Here is an 18,037-nt window from a genome sequence, read left to right as displayed (position 1 = left end):
GCTGAGAACATAGTCGACATGAACGCCCGTTTGGGTCAACTCGGCAATCTTAAATCATCGGCCGGGATTCTGGCCGTCATCTTGGGCTTGGTCTGGTTGGCGACGTCTTTCGGCCAGCTCACTTTGTTGGGCATTGTCGCTATTGCCGCGGTGGTTGCCGGCATCTATGTCGGATTACGGCATCCACTGTGGTTCTTGTACGGATTGGCGGTGGTCACCGGCGCGCTGCCTTTCGGATATTTCCCCGGTGTTCACGTCCCCTTATATCTGCCGTTTGCATTCGGTGCGGTGGTCGCGTTGTTCGTGCATCCGCGACTGGCCCGCCCGATTCATCCGATGGAATGGTCGATCATCGCGCTCGTACTCACCTCGATCGCGTCTGTCGCGGTAACCGGTGTCGGCGTGGGCGACATCATCCAGATCGTCCGGTGGTCGGTCGTGACGCTCGTGGCGATCGCCCTGAGCAGCCTGACGACCGAACATCTGGAGAAATTCGGCCGCATATTCGTCTACGCGACGTTGTTCAACGCCGTATTCGGCTTGTACATCGTGGCTTTCGACCCCAACCAGACGTCGTTCAAATACTTGCGGGTGTTCGGCTATGCGGCGGAATACACCGCCACCCGCTTCGCCTTCACGGACGGCGGCATGGCGCGTTCCATGCGACTCGGCGGCACCTCGGTCGACCCCAACGCCGAAGGCATTGCGCTGGTGGTCGCGATCGCGGTCGGCATGGTAGTGCTGGCCGGTTGGCAGCGCATCGTGGTCGAGGGCGTTTTCCTCGTCGCGCTACTGCTGACCCTGAGTCGGGCCGGCATGTTCACCGTCGTCGCGGGCGTGCTGCTGGTGCTGGCCTTCCACACCATGCGGTCGCGGGACCGCGGGTGGGCCCTCGCCGCGATGGTCGCGGGGGTGGGCCTGGCCGCCGCGATACCCGAGGTGCGCACCAGGTTCGCGCACTCGTTCAGCAGTGACGACGTCGGGTCCACGTCACGAATTGATGCCATCCGCGAATTCCCCGACACCATGGCCGGTTACTGGCTGTTCGGAAAAGGCTGGAACCGGCTCGAATTCCGGGACGGCAACTATGCGTTCGTGCTCAACCACGTGTCCAACGCGCCATTGCTGACGATTTACCGCGGCGGCATTTTCACCGGTCTGGCGTTCTTTGCGATCATGCTGATCGGTTGCGTAATGAGCTACCGGGCCATCCGGTCGAATTCATTTCCGTGGGCGGTGTACGGCGGCATCTACATCGGATTCTGCGTTGTCGCGCTGCAACTGGATCACCCGGTGGTCGGTATCCCGCCGGCGACGCTCAAATTCTCCATTTTGCTGGCGTTCCTGGTTCATATAGACCGAGAACGCCGAGATCAGATACGGCGACACGCCCAAGCAGATTCACAGCAAATGCCCATTGCTGCTGCACACTGAGTGCGCGTTTGCGCCTCGCAGCGCACTTCATAGGTGAAGGGCGGTTGCATGATGCCCGGGAAGCGCCCCCGACGATCCGCCCGCCGCTTCTCGAGCGTGGCATCGGCGATCGCCGGCAGCATGGTCTGCGCCCTCATCGCCCTGACCGGCATCCCGGGCGACGCCCCTGAGCGGGTCGCCGTGGCCGAGCGGGCCAACGTCGTCAGCCTGCCGACCACCATCGGCTTCGCCGACTCCGACATCTACGGCCTGTCGCAGGACGACGTGAACCGGACCCTGGCCCTGATGGCCAACAACCGGGTGAACACCATCAGGTTGATGATTCCGTGGGCCGGGGTCGAGCCGATCCTGGGCCAACTCGACTGGAGTCTGGTCGACAAGACGGTGAACGCCGCTGCCGCCATGAACATGTCGATCATCGCATTCGTCAACGCCACCCCGCCCTGGGCCATGTCGCAGGGCGGCCTGCCGCTGAGCAGCCGGCCGTCGGACCCCGACGCCTACGGGAATTTCATGACGAAGGTGGCCACCCGCTACAAGGGAAAAATCTCCGCGTACGAGATCTGGAACGAGCCGAACGCGGTGTTCTTCTACAGTCCCGCACCGGATCCCGCGGGCTACACCGATCTGCTGAAGTCGGCCTATCCGCGCATCAAGGCCGTCGACCCGGACGCGACGGTGATCGGCGGCGTCGTCGGCGCCGTGGTGGACTTCGGCTCGTGGTCGATCAACCCGGTGCGCTTCATCGCCGGGATGTACGCCGCCGGCGCCAAGGGGAACTTCGACGCGCTGTCGTTCCACCCGTACAACTACAACCTGAAGTTCTCCGACGGCATGCTGATCGCGAATTCGCCTGTCCTGCAGCTGGTTCAGATGCGCCAGGTGATGATCGACAACGGCGACGAGGGCAAGCGGATCTGGGCCACCGAATACGGCGAGCCCACCTCGGTGGTCAACGAGACCACGCAGGCCGCGTACCTCAAGGACATCTACACCAAGTGGCAGGAGATGCCGTACACCGGCCCGCTGATGGTCTACACCACGCGTGACCGCAAGACCGGCAGCAACCAGGCGGACGCCACGGTGGGGCTCTACCGAAGCGACTGGACACCGAAGCCCGCGGCCGCCGAACTGGCGGCGACCATCGCCGCCGGCGTCCCGAAATCGCCGGAGTTCCTGCGCTTTTCGCAGATCACCGACCCGGCGCACGGCTCGGTCCTGAGCCCGGTGTTCAAAGCCACCAAGACGGTGTGGGCGCAGGTCCGCACGATCAACACCATCTACGAGATGCCGAGCGGCTATGTGTCGTCGCCGCGCCCGGTGGCGGACGTCGCGATGCAGAAGAATTCAGTGCCCGCGAGCCTGTTCGCCAACGGCTACCAGGACTTCACCGGCGGTCAGGTGTTCCGCGTGTGGTGGTCACCCGAGACCGGCGCCCATTGGGCCTCGAGCGCTTTCGCCCAGGCCTGGAAACCGCAACTGGGGTTGGCCACGAGCGACGAGCGCTACGTCAACGGCTCCAACCGCGTCGACTTCCAGCACGGTTACATGGTCTGGGCACCGTGGGTCGGCGTGAAGGTCTACTACACGTGACGTTGGGTGGTGCCGCGTAGCAGGTCGGCCACCGCCTGGTGCGGCAATCTGTCCTGCCACCGCTGCCGGTTGATCTCGTACAGCTGGTTTCCCAGGTCGACCGCGGCCGGCACCTCGGTGAGCAGCCGTCGGCACTCGGCGATGAACGCCGCGTCGTCGTCCAGCGGGCGCAGGCCGAAGATCGGCCCGAGCGATCCGATGGCCGCGGCGGTGGCGACCGCCGGCAGCCCGATCCGGATGGTGTCGAGCAGCTTGACCCGGACTCCCCCGCCGGTGCGGATCGGCGCGATCAGGGCGCGGCAGGTGCCGAGGAACGCTCCGAGGTCGTCGACGAACCCGAGATCGCGGACCCCGTCGGGATACGCCGGATCGGCCGCTCCGGGTTTCTTGGCGCCGATGATGCAGAGTTCGGCGCCGGCGATCCCGGCCGAAATCCGCGGCCACAGTTCGAGGGCCCGCAGGAACCCCTCCTGGTTGGGCGGCCAGTCGCGGGTACCCATGAACACCAGCCGCGGCGGGGATGACGCGACGTCGACCTGCGTGCCGGGCGGCATCGTGATGTCCATGAACCGGGCGTCGCGGACGCCGTTGTCACGGTAGTACTCGGCTTCCTCCGCGTCGTAGGTGCTGACGGCGTCCGCCGCGCGTGCGACGCGCAGTTCGTCGCGGATCAGCCGCGGTTCCTCGATGCGCCCGAGCGCGCCGCGCGACGCCCGCCAGACCAGCGACTCGCTCACGTTCGTGTTGACGACGAGTCGCTTCTTCCCGAAATGCTTGCTGCGGAAGAAGGATTCGGCCATGTAGCTGTGTTCGGCGACGAAGACGTCGGCGTCGCTGCGGTCGATGGCGCGGACCAGTTCGTCGGTGTCGAACCGCACGTGCACCAGGCTGCGCCGGCGCCGCAGGGAGTCGATGAGCAGCCGGTGCGGGCGCACGGCCGGCTTGTGGACCCGCTCCAGCGGCAGGCCGCCGGGAATCAGATCGGCGGTGACGGTGCCCGGTTCGGGCGACAGCGCGATGGCCGACACCTCGGATGAGTCGGCGGCCAGTTGCATGAGCATCCGGGCCAGCGCGACGTCACCGGTGTGTTCGAGCACCGGGTCTTTCGACAGGATGAACGCGGTCTTCGGTGTGGTCATGATTCCTGGGTCTGTTCGGATGACTCCGCCGGGGCCACCTCGCGCGGCCGGTAGACCGCCCACGTGAACCCGGCAAGCATGACCGCGTCGGCGACGGTGGCCGCGATGGCCGCACCCACCGCGCCGAGCGGCGTCAGCGTTGCGAACGCCGCGACCATGCCGAGTTTCACCGGCACCAGGCCGACGGCGATGGTGAGCCGGAAGAAGTCGCGGCGCTGGGTGTAGAGGATCACCTGCAACACGAAGATGCAGATGCGCAGCGCGGCGAAGCCGCCCATGATGATCATGGTCGTGGCCAGCTGGGCGGGCGCCCCGAAGGCGAACAGGCAGGCGCCGATGATCAGCAGCAGCGAGCCGCCGAGCGCCGCCATCCGCAGGATGTTGCGCAGCGGCGGGGCGGCCGACAGGTCGCCACCGCTCTCGCGCAGCGGCTCGTGGTAGGTCATGCCGAAGGACTGACCGGCGGCCGCCACGGCAGCGGCGACCACCCAGGCAAGCTGGTAGTAGCCCGCGGCCCTGGTGTCCACGAGGGTGCCGAGCAGCAGCACGTCACCGCCCAGATACAAGGTGGTGCCGAGCATTTCGCCGGTAAGCGCCGCGATCAACCGGGGCGGGCCGGGCGGTGACGGCCGGTGGCCGATGGCCAGCTTGGCCCCGACGAGCAGGATCAGCACGTACGGCGTGCAGTACAACAGCGACGCGTGGGTGAGCGTCGGGTGCGCCGACGTGTACAGGTACACCGCGCCGATGCCGGCGCTGGAGAACTGACGCGCGGTGTCGAGTCGATACACCTTGTCCGGGTGGCCATCTCGCGCGGACTGGCTCTTCACTACATTGAGGGCGATCTCGCCGCCGGCCACCATCAGGCCGAAGCCGATGACGTAGGTGATGTTGAACGTGGCCGCTCCGGCAGTGACGAGGCCCAGCGCGACGAGGTAGCGCATGGTGCGCTCGCGCAGGAAGTGCTCCTCGGATTCCCGGATGGCCCGGACCGCGAAGGCGTTGTCGAGGGTATTGCCGACGATGCCGTTGAGCACGGTCGCCATGGCGTACAAACCGTATTCGGATACGCCGAGTCGCTGGACCAGGATCAGCGTCCACAGCAGGCCCACCCCGCGACCGCCGTAGATCCAGATCAGGGAGATGAGCGTCTTCGCCACATTGCGGGTGGGCGCTTCGGGGGCAGTCAGGTCACACGCTCACAGATGCTCGGGTCAACATGTCGGTCCACACGCGGCCGAACGCCTCGGCCGTCCGCGGCCCGGAGCAGGCCTCGCGGTAGGCCTCGACGTGCCGGCCGAACTCGGCCAGCCGCTGATCGTCGTCGACGAGAGCCACGATGGCCTTGGCCAGCGACGACGCGACCTGTTCGGCGTCCTGGTCGCCGATGCGGACGACGAGGGCACCGGCGCGCTCGTCCAGTTCGGCCAGCGCGCCGTAGTCGGTGCAGACCACGGGCGTGCGGTACGCCATCGCGTGGGCGACGGAGCCGGACGCGGGGTAGGTCTCGGCGTAGAAGTGCCGCTTGCCGTACGGAATCACCACGGCGCGCACCGAATCGAAGAACGCATCCTCGGCCGGACCGTCGACCGGGCCGACGATCTCGACCCCCGGGCCGCCCGTCAACGCCTCGGTTCCCCGGCCCGCGACCCGGATCACGATGTCCTCGGGCAGTTCCCGGCGGATGCGGGAGATCTGCTCGAATCCCTTGCCGCGGTACACATGTCCGAAGAAGCCCACCGCCTTGGGCCGCTCGGTGAGCGGGCGCAGCCGCGGCCGCTCGGAGACGATGTGCGGCACGGCGGCGACGGTGCTGTGGGGGTAGACGGCCTTGATGGAGTCCGCGCCGATCTGACTCAGCGCGACCATGGTCCGGTCCCCGTTGACGACACCCTCGATGCGTCGCGACAGCGGCCGCAGCGGGTAGTGCAGCCCGTGCATGACGAGCCGGTGCTGCGCCACGAACCGGGTTCGCGCCGGCCACCAGATGCCCTGCGGCGGATCGTGCACCGTCGCCGTCACCGGAACCCCGCGCAACCCCGCGATGGACCAGAACGCCGACACCGCACCGGCCGCCAGTTCGGCGTGCACCAACACCCGGCCCGGCTCACCACCGGCAACCAGGTCCGCCACCGCGCGCCGGTGCCCCCGCACCTGTGCCACCGTCTCGGCGCCCGGGCCCAGGGTGCGACGTTGCACGACCTCACCGAACAGGGGCCGGACGGCGTTGACGAAGTTCTCGGCGTAGTCGCCCACCGCGGTCTGGCCTTCGGCCGGACCGATGTAGACCAGCCGGTACTCGCGTAGATCGACCGGCATCAGCAGAACAGTGGCCGGTACTTTGCGCTGTAGCCCAATGCATCCGGATTACGTTTGGCGAACACTTTTGCGGGGTTGCCGCCGACCACGTCGAGCGGGGCCACATCCTTGACCACGAGCGCCTGCGCGGCGACGACGGCGCCGCGGCCGATCAGGGCGGGCAGCACCATGGCCCGGCTCGCGATCCAGACGTAGTCCTCGATCACCGTCGGGATCGGGATCGGCAGGAAATCCGGGTGGTTGATGTCGTGCCCGCCGCCGAGCAGGTGGACATCGCTCGCGATCGTCACGTTGTCGCCGATCCACAGGCCGGCCCGCGCGTCGAGCAGGCAGCGGAATCCGATGGTGGTGCCGTTGCCGATGGTCAGGAATTCGATGTCCAGGATCGTGGTGCCGCGCATGATGGTCGACCACTCACCGATGGTGGCGCCGAACAGCCGCAGGAACCCCTGGCGGATGGTGTGCGACGGGATGTGCGTGATGAACATGTTGAACAGCAGTTCGCCGATTCGGTTGCGCGCCTTACGGCGAACGCTCATCTTCTGCATCTTGTAGTAGGTGACACGGCCGTCCTCACCGAGCTCCCACTCGGGCTCCGGCGGCAATTTCAATGTCGGCGCGGCCGCTTTCTTGCGTGCCACATCTGCCGGGTCTGCCGTTGCCGGCTCGCCAATCACGTTCTTCGCTCCCGTCGTCCCGGATTCCGAGTTAACCACAGTGTTTCGGCCTCGTCAGTGCAGCCGGCCCTGGCGCGTCAGCATCTCCGACCACTTTGCGGCATAGGCGGCGGCGACGTTCTCCGGCGACCGCTCCTGGCGGGTCCGCTCGGCGTTCGCCTCCAGTTCCTTGAGCCTGGTTTCGTCATTGAGCAGGGCCTCGATGGCCGCCGAGAACCCGGCCGGCAGCGCCTTCGGATCGTCGGAGTCCATGGGCACCACGACCGCGCCGGTCTCGGTGCCGAACTCGGCCAGCGAGCCGTAGTCGGTGCACACCACCGGGGTGCGGTAGGCCATGGCGTGTGCCGCGACCGACGACGCGGGGTAGGTCTCGGCGTAGAAATGGCGCTTGCCGTACGGAATCACCACGGCGCGTACCGAATCGAAGAACTCATCCTCGGCGGCGCCGTCGACCGCACCCACGATCTCCACACCGGGGCCACCGGGCAGCGCCTCGGTCCCGCGGCCCGCCACCCGGATCACGATGTCGTCGGGCAACTCGCGGCGGATGCGGGCGATCTGCTCGAAACCCTTGCCCCGGTAGACGTGTCCGAAGAAACCCACTGCCTTGGGACGCTCGATCACCGGGCGGACCTTGGGCCGCTCGCAGACGAGGTAAGGGGCGTAGGCCACGTCGGTGTTCGGATACACGTCGCGAATCGACTGGGCACCGATCTGGCTCAGCGCGAATAGCGTCCGGTCCCCGTTGACCATGCCTTCCAGCATCCGCGACACCGGACGCAGCGGGTAGTGCAGCCCGTGCATCACCAGCTTGTGCCGGGCCACGAACTTCGTGCGCCCAGGCCACCAGATGCCTTGCGGCGGATCGTGCACCGTCGCCGTCACCGGAACCCCGCGCAACCCCGCGATGGACCAGAACGCCGACACCGCACCGGCCGCCAGTTCGGCGTGCACCAGCACCCGGCCCGGCTCACCGCCGGCAACCAGTTTCGCCACCGCGCGGCGGTGCCCCAGGATTTCCCGCGCGCTGTCCGAGCCCGGTCCCAGCGTGCGGTGCTCGACCAGTTCGCCGACGTGTGGCCGCAGCGCACGCGTCAGGTTCTCGGCGTAGTCGCCGACCGCCGTCTCGTGGTCGGCCGGCCCGACGTACACCAGGCGGTAGTCCTTCAGCGTGGCGACCGGAGTCGCGTCTGGCGCCATCAGCACCCGGCCAGCTTGTCGACCGCTTCATGCAGTCGAGCGCTGAACGCGTCCTCGGTGAACTGGGAGACGTGGTGCTTGATCTTCTCCTGATCCCACGTCGCCGACTCGAATCGGTCCAGCGCCTCGCGCACCGAATCCGGTTGCGGTTCATCGAAATACAGGCCGGTGGTGCCCTCGTCGATGGTGTCGAGGAAGCCGCCGAACCGCAGCGCGACGCTCGGCCGGCCCCACACGCCCGCCTCGATCGGGGTGAGGCCGTAGTCCTCGAAACTCGACGACATCAGCGCCCGGCAGTTCTTGTAGAGCCAGGCCATCTGCCCGTCGGTGAGGTTGTGCAGCATGGTCACGTTGTCGGTCTTCATCGACCGCAGCCGCTCGGCTTCCGGCCCGTTGCCGACCACCACGAGCTGCCGGTCGCTACCCGCGAACGCCCGCACGATGACGTCGACGTTCTTGTACGGCAGCAGCCGGCACACGACGAGGTAGAAGCTGCCGTCCGGATCGCCCAGATCGACCTTGTCCTCGAGTTCCTCGACGGGTTCGACGGCGTACGACCGCGACATCGCCACCGGAGCGAACATCACCTCGGCGTCGATGTCATAGGCCTTCTTGACGTACCCGCTGATCATGGTCGAGATCGCGAGGTATTTGTCGGCCGCGAGCGCCTGGCGGCGGTCCCAGTCCAGCAGGCGCTTCTTGGTGAGCTTGAGGCCCAGGCGCTTGATCGGGTTCGCGTGGTCCCCGAGGTAGGCCTCGGTCTGGTACAGCCAGCGCGCCGGGTTGTAGCAGTAGATGAGCTTCTTGCCGTTGGTGCGGAAGCCGTGCGACCAGCCGCTGCAGCTCGCCAGCACGACGTCGGCATCGACGTACATGGACTCGGCGACGCGCGGATAGATCGGCAGCGCCGCCCGGTGGTACTTGCGGGCCAGACCCACCTTGTTGAGCGCCGACACCCGGATGTCCAGGTCAGCAAACTCCGGGTAGGTCAGTTCGGGGTCGTAGAGCATCGTGTAGAGCGGGGCGTCCGGGAACGCCTTCGTCATCGACAGGACAACTTTTTCCGCGCCGCCGAACTGGGTCAGATAGTCGTGGGCGATGGCCACCTTGGGCCCGTCCACTCCGTCGTACTTGCGCGTCGAATGCACTGTTGAATATCCCCTTGCGCCGATCTGCTGATCGTTTCGCGGTCGTAGAGTCAGCTACCCGAAAACAGCGGGCACGCATATCGAACCGCAAACTTACGCAAATGACAAGCTAAATGCATCGAGCCTGCGCAGGGCGCGCCCGCGGCGCTGCGTGTATACCGGACCAGCTAAGGGTGAATCGGTACCCCCGGTCCGCGTTCCGCGGTACCGCACCGGCGCGGCGACCCCCGCATACCGACGGCCCGACCAGGCATTATCGCCCGGCTCAGGCAATCGGGCGCGGTCACGCTCACGGCTCGCTCAGCAAATGCCGCAGCCTGAACGGTGTTCAACCCAGATCACCGGCGGGGACCGCGCGGGAAGTGTATATTGACTTACCAGCAAACTGCTTAGGCAGGACGTGCAAGCCGCGGGGGCGGAAAAATCTATGAACGGTGCGCAAATGAGCGGTACACACGTGGATGTCCATTACAAGGACCTCGACACCCTCTGGCAGGGCTACGACGAGTCTGTCCGCACCCTGGCCGAGCGCGAAGGCGTCAAGGCCGTCGCCGAACTCGGGGGCGGCGCCAACCCGATCATCGGCGGGGACGACTGGAGCTTCGCCGACGAGCGCGTCGTCATCGACATCTCGGCCACCGAACTGGCCAAGGCCAACAGCCGCGTGCACACCCGCGTCGCCGATCTGTGCAAGCCGATCGACAATGAGCTGAACGCGTACGACCTGGTGTTCTCCAAGATGCTCTGCGAACACCTGCCCGACGCCCGCACGTTCCACGAGAACTGCTTCAAACTCCTTCGGCCAGGCGGACTTTCGGTGCACTTCTTCCCGACGCTGTTCGCGTTCCCGTTCGTGGTGAACCTGCTCATCCCGGAACAGGCGGCACGCACCGTCATCGGCAAGCTGCAGCCCGGTCGGTTGCAGAACCCGCACCACGAGAAGTTCCCGGCCTACTACCGCTGGACCACCGGCCCCACCCAGAAGGCCATCAAGCGCTACGAGAGCGTGGGTTTCCAGGTCGAATCCTGGTCCGGCGCCTACGGCCACGGCTACTACCGTGTGCTCCCCCCGCTCGACGCCCTCGAGCGCGCAAAGAGCCGCTTCCTTCTCAAGCACCCGGTGCCGGCGCTCACGAGTTTCGCGGCTGTGGTGCTGCGCAAACCGGCGTGACCCGCCGAGCGAGCACCCCAACTTCACAACTTTCTTAGAGAACCGTTAACATCGTCGCCATGACGAGCGTGACCGAGCCACCGGTGGACAAGGCGATCGACATCCACACCACCGCAGGCAAGCTGGAAGACCTGCGTAGGCGTACCGAAGAGACCCTGCACCCCGTCGGCGAGGCCGCCGTGGAGAAGGTCCACCAGAAGGGCAAGCTCACCGCCCGCGAGCGCATCCTGGCGCTGCTGGACGAGGGCTCGTTCGTCGAACTCGACGCGCTGGCCAAGCACCGCAGCACCAACTTCGGCCTGGCCGACAAGCACCCGCTCGGCGACGGTGTGGTGACCGGATACGGCACCATCGACGGCCGCGAGGTCTGCATCTTCAGCCAGGACGCCACCGTCTTCGGCGGCAGCCTCGGTGAGGTCTACGGCGAGAAGATCGTCAAGGTCCAGGAGCTGGCCATCAAGACCGGCCGCCCGCTGATCGGCATCAACGACGGCGCCGGCGCCCGCATCCAGGAGGGTGTGGTCTCGCTCGGCCTGTACAGCCGCATCTTCCGCAACAACATCCTGGCGTCGGGTGTCATCCCCCAGATTTCGCTCATCATGGGTGCCGCGGCCGGTGGCCACGTGTACTCGCCCGCGCTGACCGACTTCATCATCATGGTCGACCAGACCAGCCAGATGTTCATCACCGGACCGGACGTCATCAAGACCGTCACCGGTGAAGAGGTCACCATGGAGGAGCTGGGCGGCGCCCACACCCATGAGGCCAAGTCCGGCACCGTGCACTACGTCGCCTCGGGCGAGCAGGACGCCCTGGACTACGTCCGCGACCTGCTGAGCTACCTGCCCCCGAACAACTACGCCGAGCCGCCGCGCTTCCCCGCGCCGCCGCACCCGGGCGCCGTCGAGGACAACCTCACCGACGAGGACCTCGAGCTGGACACGCTGATCCCGGACTCGCCGAACCAGCCGTACGACATGCACGAGGTCATCTCGCGCATCCTCGACGACGACGAGTTCCTCGAGATCCAGCAGGGCTACGCGCAGAACATCGTGATCGGCTTCGGCCGCATCGACGGCCGCCCGGTCGGCATCGTGGCCAACCAGCCGACCCAGTTCGCCGGCTGCCTGGACATCAACGCCTCGGAGAAGGCCGCGCGGTTCATCCGCACCTGCGACGCCTTCAACATCCCGATCATCATGCTGGTGGACGTCCCGGGCTTCCTGCCGGGCACCGAGCAGGAGTACAACGGCATCATCCGCCGCGGCGCCAAGCTGCTGTACGCCTACGGTGAGGCCACCGTCGCCAAGATCACCGTCATCACCCGTAAGGCCTACGGCGGCGCCTACTGCGTGATGGGTTCCAAGGACATGGGTTGCGACGTCAACCTGGCGTGGCCGACGGCCCAGATCGCCGTCATGGGTGCCTCGGGTGCGGTCGGCTTCGTCTATCGCTCCGAGCTCAAGGCTGCCGCGGCCAACGGCGAGGACGTCGACGCCCTCCGCCTGCAGCTGCAGCAGGAGTACGAAGACACCCTGGTGAACCCGTACGTTGCCGCCGAGCGTGGTTACGTCGACGCGGTCATCCCGCCGTCGCACACCCGCGGCTACATCGCCAACTCGCTGCGTCTGCTGGAGCGCAAGATCGTGCAGACGCCGCCGAAGAAGCACGGGAACATCCCCCTGTGAGCGCCGACGTGTCAGAAGCCGAAGTCGTGTCAGCAGCAGAAGTTCAGCCGGAAGCGCCTGTCGCGCCGCTGTTCGAGGTCGTCAAGGGCAACCCGTCCGACGAGGAGCTCGCGGCCCTGGTGACGGTGCTGGCCAGCGCCTCCGGCGGCGGCGGTGCCCCCGAAGCCGGCGACCGCAACGACTGGGGCCACCCGGTGTCCAAGCTGCGGTACGCGTACACCAGCTGGCAGCTGGTCACGCTGGTGGAGCGCACCTTCATCCGGCGATGAGACTCATTCTGGGCTCGGCCTCCTCGGGCCGGCTCAGCGTGCTGCGCAGGGCCGGTGTCGAACCCGTCGTGCTGGTGTCCGACGTCGACGAGGACGCGATCATCGCGGCTCTCGGCGACGCCGGTCCCGGTGACGTCGTGCGCGCCCTGGCGACAGCCAAGGCGCAGCGGGTCGCCGAAGCACTCGACGCGAGCCTGTCGGCGGATTGCGTTGTGATCGGCTGTGATTCGATGCTCGAATTCGACGGCCGGCTGACCGGCAAGCCGGGCTCCCCCGATGTGGCACGGCGGCAATGGCATTCGATGGCCGGCCGCAGCGCCGTCCTGCACACCGGCCACTGCGTGCTCCGCCTGAACGACGGCGCCATCAGCGATCAGGTCACCGAATTCGGTTCCACCACGGTGCGTTTCGGCGAGCCCAGCACCGCGGACCTGGATGCCTATCTCGACACCGGCGAACCCCTGTGGGTCGCAGGTGCTTTCACGCTCGACGGCCTGGGCAGCTGGTTCATCGACGGCATCGACGGCGACCCCTCCAACGTCATCGGCCTGAGCCTGCCACTGCTGCGCCGCATGCTGGCCCGGCTCGGGGTGTCGGTCGCCGAGCTGTGGGCCGCGAACCGGCCCACATAGTTTTTTCCCGAATCCACCTATCCGCACCGCATCCCGCACCGAACTCCTGGTGACAAACCAGGAAGGACGGCACAGTGCGGCGGATTGCAGTGATCGGGAGCGGCATATCGGGGCTCACCGCGGCCTGGGTGCTGGCGCGCGACGCGGAAGTCACCCTGTTCGAGGCACAACCGCGATGCGGTGGTCACGCCCACACGCATGAACTGCCTGCCCGCCGCGGCAGCGCCGACCTCGTCGGCGTCGACTCCGGCTTCATCGTGCACAACGACCGCACCTATCCCACCCTGCTCCGGCTGTTCGCCGAACTCGGTGTCCGGACACAGGAATCCGACATGTCGATGTCGGTCAGCTGCGAAGGGTGCGGCCTGGAGTACGCCGGCGCAAAGGGCCTGGCGGGCCTGTTCGCCAGCCCGGGCGCGATGGTCTCCCCGCGCTATCTGCGCCTGCTCGCCGAGGTGACGCGCTTCCACCGGCTTGCCCGCGCCGAACTGGCGCGCGGTGTTGCGGACGGCCGGACGCTCGGCGAATTCCTCGGGGCCGCGAGGTTTTCCGGATACTTCGTCGCGCACTTCATGGTGCCGTTGGTGGCGGCGGTCTGGTCATGTCCCCCGGACGTCGCGCTCGACTACCCCGTCGGCTACCTGCTGGCGTTCCTCGACCACCACGGGATGCTGACGGTGTTCGGTTCGCCGACCTGGCGGACGGTGACCGGGGGCTCTGCACGGTACGTCGAAGCCGTCACCGCGCGCCTGCCGTCGGTGCGCCTCGGCGTGCCCGTACGCACCGTCACCCGCAACACAGACGGCGTGCTGGTGCGCGACGACGGAGACCGGGTCGAGCAGTTCGACGCGGCGGTCATCGCGACCCATCCGAATCAGGCCCTGTCGATCCTGGATCAGCCGACGGCGGACGAGGCCGACATCCTCGGTGCTCTGCGGTACTCGATCAATCACACTGTGCTGCATACGGATACGTCGCTGCTGCCGCGTCACCGTGGCGCTCGCGCGTCGTGGAACTACCGGATGCCGTCCTGCACCGTCCAGGCCGACGAGGTCCTGGTCAGTTACGACCTCAACCGGCTGCAGCGACTCGACGGGAGCACCGACCGGCGGTTCGTGGTGACACTGGGCGGCGGCGCCCGGGTCGACCCGAGCCAGGTCATCGCCACCATGCTCTACGACCACCCGCAGTACTCCCCCGAGTTCCGTGCCGCGCAACAGCGCCTGCACACGCTCGGTGATCACCGGCTGGCGTTCGCCGGTGCCTACCACGGCTGGGGCTTTCACGAAGACGGCGCGGTGTCCGGCGTCGCCGCGGCGGAGCGCCTCGGCGGCAGGTGGAGCGGGTCGGTGCCGCCCCTGCTGCGTCCGGCGGGGAATCTCGCATGAGCCCACCACAGATCGTGCGAACCCGCATCCACCACACTCGCACCGTTCCGGTGCGGCACGCGTTCACCTACCGCAGCTACAGCTGGCTGGTCGACCTCGACGCCGTGCCCGAGTTACCCCGCCTGCTGCGGCCGTTGGCCGGATTCCGCGCCGCCGACCATGCCGGCGATCCGCGCCGCACACTGCGCGAGAACGTCGAGGCCTATCTCGGCGACCACGGAATCGACCTCGGCGGCGGCCACATCCGAATGCTGGCCAATGCCAGGGTCTTCGGCTTCGTGTTCAATCCGCTGACCGTCTACTGGTGCCACGACGCCGGCGGCGCCCTCGTCTGTGCCGTCGCCGAGGTGCACAACACCTACGGCGGACGCCACCGCTACCTGCTGCGCGCCGACCATCGCGGCGAGGTCGTCGTGCCCAAGGTGTTCTACGTCTCGCCCTTCAACCCGGTCAGTGGTCGATACGTGCTACGCGTCCCCGAACCCACCCGGGGCCGGCTCGGCGTGGCGGTCACCCTGCTCGACGCGTCCGGCGGGGTGGTGCTGACCGCCACCTGGACCGGGTCCGTCCATCCCGCCCGTCCCGCAACGGTTTTGACCACCGCACTGGCAGCGCCGCTGGCGCCGCTGCTGGTCCTCGCCCGCATCCGCTGGCAGGGCATGCGCCTCTGGGCGCGCGGACTGCCACTGCACCCCCGACCCCAGGAGGCCGCCCTATGACGAATCAACTCCACGACGGTGCCGCGTACGATCCGTTCCTGCCGGCCAGGTGGACCGAGATCGCGCAGGTGCCAAGCGGTCTGCGCACGCGGCTGGGTGCGCCCGTCACGCGGGCGTTGTTCCGGGCCGCGGTACGCGACCTGCCGTTGCGGGTCGAGTATCCGGACGGCACCGTCCAGGGTGCGGCCGGTGCCGAGGATCCGGCCGCACCGCGAATGTTGTTGCACCGTCCCGATGATTTCTTCGGCCGCATCGCGCATAGCGGCCTCATCGGCTTCGGCGAGGCGTACATGGTCGGTGACTGGTCCGCGCCCGAGCTCACCGCCGTACTCACCGCACTGGCGTCCCGCATCGACACGGTGGTGCCGGCCGCGCTCCAGGGACTGCGCTCGGTCCTGCTGCCGCAGACACCGCGCAACCACCGTGGGGCGCGGGCGGATACCCGCGCGAACATCGCCCATCACTACGACCTGTCCAACGAGTTCTTCAGTATGTTCCTCGATCCGACGCTGACGTACTCGTGCGCGCTGTTCGACACGCTCGACCCGGCGCCGGACTGGCGCGAGCTGCCCGCCGCGCAGCACCGCAAGATCGACCGGCTGCTGGATGCCACCGGCATCGGTGCCGGCACGCGACTGCTCGAAATCGGCACCGGCTGGGGCGAATTGGCGATCCGGGCGGCGCAGCGCGGCGCGCACGTCCACACCGTCACGTTGTCGCGCGAGCAGCAGCTGCTGGCCCGGGAGCGCATTGCCGCCGCCGGGCTGTCAGACCGGATCACCGTCGAGCTGTGCGACTACCGCGACATCACCGGCACGTACGACGCGATCGTCTCCATCGAGATGATCGAGGCCGTCGGGTACCGCTATCTGCCGGCCTATCTGCGCACGATCGAGCGCCTCCTCGAGCCTGACGGCCGGGTCGGCCTGCAGCTGATCACCATGCCGCACAAGCGGATGCTGGCTTCCCGCGACACCTACACCTGGGTGCACAAGTACATCTTCCCGGGCGGATTCCTGCCGTCGGTCAAGCTCATCGAACGGTCGGTCACCGCACACACCGCACTGCGCATCACCGACCGGCATTCGTTCGGACCGCATTACGCCCACACCCTCAGACTGTGGCTGCAGCGATTCACCGCCAACAGCGCCGGCGCCGACGCGCTGGGATTCGACCGCATCTTCCGGCGGATGTGGCGCTTCTACCTCGCCTACTCCGAGGCGGGCTTCGCCTCGGGCTACCTGGACCTGCACCAGCTGGTCCTGCAGCCTAAGGCGCGATCGTGAGCACGCCGTCCGGATCCGACAGGTTGCGGCAGATCGCTCCGGTTCCGGCGCAGCCGTGCGACGATTCCCGCATGGAGGGTGAGCCGGACCGCGCAGCTCTGCTCACCGCGATCGCCGACGGCGACAGTGCGGCTTTCACCGAGTTCTACGACCAGACCTCATCACGGGTGTTCGGCCTCGCCTATCGCGTCGTGCGGGACAGGACACTCGCCGAGGACGTCGTGCAGGAGGTGTTCCTGCAGGTGTGGTCCTCGGCGGCACGACAATACGACCCGGCGCTGGCCAGCCCGATCGGCTGGCTGATGACATTGACCCACCGCCGCAGCATCGATCGGGTCCGCTCCGAACAGTCGGCCGCCGACCGCAACCATGCCTACGGCGCCTCGAGTCTCGGCCGCGAGCACGACACCGTCGCCGATGAAGTGGGGCAGCGACTCGATGAGCAGGAGGTCACCGACTGCCTCAATGGACTGACCGCCATCCAGCGCGAAGCCATCGGCCTGGCGTACTACAGCGGGCACACCTATCGGGAGGTCGCCGAGCACCTGGCCGTCACGCTCCCCACCATCAAGGCCCGTATCCGGGACGGCCTGATCCGCCTGAAGAACTGCTTGGGGGTGGGCACCGATGCCTGACAGCTACACCGACGACGAACAGCAACTGCTCGATCTGGCGTACGTATATGCACTCGATGCGGTGTCCGAAGCCGAGCGCTCGGACATCGCCGGCCGCCTGGGCGTCGCCGCGCCGCACACCGCGCAGGCGTTCGCCCGGATCGTCGGCGACACCCAGGAGACCATGGCATTGCTGACCGCGGGTGACGTCCTGACGCCGCCGGCCGAACTGCGCGCGCGCATCCTGCAGGCCATCGGCCTCCAGTCCGCCGAGCGCAGTTCGGATGAATTGGCGCTCAAGCGAAGCCGGCGCCGCCGGTTGATCGTCCGGCTCGCGGCGGCCGCCGCGGTGATCTGCGCGGTCGTCATCGGCACCACGGTGGTCGCCGAACGCTTCAGGGATCACCCTGGGCAACCGACGGTTTCGCAGGTGCTGGCCAATCCCGACATCCGCACCTTCTCCGCGGAGGTCGCCGGGGGCACGATAACCCTCAGCGCGTCGCAACAGGCGAACGCCGTTGTGGTGGCCATGGCGAATGTGCCTGCACCACCGGCAGGCCACGTCTACCAGATGTGGTTCATCCCGGCGTCGGGCGCCCCGCGGTCCGCCGGCACCATGAGCGCGGACACCATGCCACCGCCCGGCGGCGAGGTGATACCGGCGCTGGACTCGGCCGCCAAGGTCGCCGTGACGGTCGAGCCGGGCTCCGGATCCAGCCAGCCGACGAGCACCCCGGTCGTCGTCGTCTCGCTGACCTGA

General features: G+C 67.5%; 17 protein-coding genes. 11 read left to right on the top strand and 6 right to left on the bottom strand.

Going from position 1 to position 18,037, the window contains the following annotated elements:
- The first annotated feature begins 18 nt into the window (after positions 1–18).
- Positions 19–1,434: an O-antigen ligase family protein gene (locus QRN63_RS15330; RefSeq protein WP_267318154.1), complete on the top strand. Its 1,416-nt coding sequence runs from the start codon at positions 19–21 to the stop codon at positions 1,432–1,434.
- 48 nt (positions 1,435–1,482) lie between these two features.
- Positions 1,483–3,027: a cellulase family glycosylhydrolase gene (locus tag QRN63_RS15325; protein WP_267318155.1), complete on the top strand. Its 1,545-nt coding sequence runs from the start codon at positions 1,483–1,485 to the stop codon at positions 3,025–3,027.
- Here the strand turns inward: QRN63_RS15325 and QRN63_RS15320 are convergent.
- From QRN63_RS15320 to QRN63_RS15295, 6 genes are read right to left on the bottom strand one after another with little or no spacing between them, the layout of a single operon-like run.
- Positions 3,018–4,166, bottom strand: coding sequence for a glycosyltransferase (locus QRN63_RS15320; RefSeq protein WP_285031545.1), 1,149 nt, complete (start codon positions 4,164–4,166; stop codon positions 3,018–3,020). The genes QRN63_RS15325 and QRN63_RS15320 overlap by 10 nt on opposite strands.
- A complete protein-coding gene (locus QRN63_RS15315) occupies positions 4,163–5,326 on the bottom strand; it encodes a polysaccharide biosynthesis protein (protein WP_267318157.1) in 1,164 nt (387 codons plus the stop codon). Before QRN63_RS15315 ends, QRN63_RS15320 begins: the two co-directional genes overlap by 4 nt.
- A 31-nt stretch (positions 5,327–5,357) precedes the next feature.
- Positions 5,358–6,485 carry a glycosyltransferase family 4 protein gene (locus QRN63_RS15310; protein WP_285031544.1) on the bottom strand — a complete coding sequence of 376 codons (1,128 nt, stop codon included), beginning with the start codon at positions 6,483–6,485 and terminating at the stop codon, positions 5,358–5,360.
- The gene (locus QRN63_RS15305) at positions 6,485–7,162 is read right to left on the bottom strand and encodes an acyltransferase (RefSeq protein WP_267318159.1); all 678 of its coding nucleotides are present in this window, start codon (positions 7,160–7,162) and stop codon (positions 6,485–6,487) included. Before QRN63_RS15305 ends, QRN63_RS15310 begins: the two co-directional genes overlap by 1 nt.
- 54 nt (positions 7,163–7,216) lie before the next feature.
- On the bottom strand, positions 7,217–8,362 hold the full coding sequence (locus tag QRN63_RS15300; RefSeq protein WP_285031842.1) for a glycosyltransferase family 4 protein: 1,146 nt from the start codon (positions 8,360–8,362) through the stop codon (positions 7,217–7,219).
- The gene (locus tag QRN63_RS15295) at positions 8,362–9,510 is read right to left on the bottom strand and encodes a glycosyltransferase (protein WP_285031543.1); all 1,149 of its coding nucleotides are present in this window, start codon (positions 9,508–9,510) and stop codon (positions 8,362–8,364) included. The genes QRN63_RS15300 and QRN63_RS15295 overlap by 1 nt, the downstream gene beginning before the upstream one ends.
- Positions 9,511–9,952: 442 nt before the next feature.
- Here QRN63_RS15295 and QRN63_RS15290 point away from each other — a divergent pair, with 442 nt between their 5' ends.
- From QRN63_RS15290 to QRN63_RS15250, 9 genes are all read left to right on the top strand, one after another.
- Positions 9,953–10,681, top strand: coding sequence for a class I SAM-dependent methyltransferase (locus QRN63_RS15290; RefSeq protein ID WP_225433606.1), 729 nt, complete (start codon positions 9,953–9,955; stop codon positions 10,679–10,681).
- A gap of 59 nt (positions 10,682–10,740) precedes the next feature.
- Positions 10,741–12,369 (top strand): acyl-CoA carboxylase subunit beta, encoded by a 1,629-nt coding sequence (locus tag QRN63_RS15285; protein WP_267318162.1) that lies wholly within the window; start codon positions 10,741–10,743, stop codon positions 12,367–12,369.
- Positions 12,366–12,638, top strand: a complete 273-nt coding sequence (locus QRN63_RS15280) for an acyl-CoA carboxylase subunit epsilon (protein WP_410506085.1) — start codon at positions 12,366–12,368, stop codon at positions 12,636–12,638. The genes QRN63_RS15285 and QRN63_RS15280 overlap by 4 nt, the downstream gene beginning before the upstream one ends.
- Complete coding sequence (locus QRN63_RS15275; protein WP_285031542.1) at positions 12,635–13,270, top strand: Maf family protein; 636 nt, start codon at positions 12,635–12,637, stop codon at positions 13,268–13,270. The genes QRN63_RS15280 and QRN63_RS15275 overlap by 4 nt, the downstream gene beginning before the upstream one ends.
- Positions 13,271–13,344: 74 nt before the next feature.
- Positions 13,345–14,658 (top strand): NAD(P)/FAD-dependent oxidoreductase, encoded by a 1,314-nt coding sequence (locus QRN63_RS15270; RefSeq protein WP_502888141.1) that lies wholly within the window; start codon positions 13,345–13,347, stop codon positions 14,656–14,658.
- A complete protein-coding gene (locus QRN63_RS15265) occupies positions 14,655–15,377 on the top strand; it encodes a DUF1365 domain-containing protein (RefSeq protein WP_285031541.1) in 723 nt (240 codons plus the stop codon). Before QRN63_RS15270 ends, QRN63_RS15265 begins: the two co-directional genes overlap by 4 nt.
- Positions 15,374–16,663, top strand: coding sequence for an SAM-dependent methyltransferase (locus tag QRN63_RS15260; RefSeq protein WP_285031540.1), 1,290 nt, complete (start codon positions 15,374–15,376; stop codon positions 16,661–16,663). The genes QRN63_RS15265 and QRN63_RS15260 overlap by 4 nt, the downstream gene beginning before the upstream one ends.
- Complete coding sequence (gene sigK, locus QRN63_RS15255) at positions 16,660–17,298, top strand: ECF RNA polymerase sigma factor SigK (protein ID WP_267318166.1); 639 nt, start codon at positions 16,660–16,662, stop codon at positions 17,296–17,298. Before QRN63_RS15260 ends, sigK begins: the two co-directional genes overlap by 4 nt.
- Positions 17,291–18,037, top strand: coding sequence for an anti-sigma factor (locus QRN63_RS15250; protein WP_285031539.1), 747 nt, complete (start codon positions 17,291–17,293; stop codon positions 18,035–18,037). The genes sigK and QRN63_RS15250 overlap by 8 nt, the downstream gene beginning before the upstream one ends.

The sequence above is a fragment of the Mycolicibacterium sp. lyk4-40-TYG-92 genome, assembly GCF_030209435.1.
GTDB lineage: Bacteria > Actinomycetota > Actinomycetes > Mycobacteriales > Mycobacteriaceae > Mycobacterium.
This window is presented reverse-complemented; position numbering and strand designations above follow the sequence as displayed.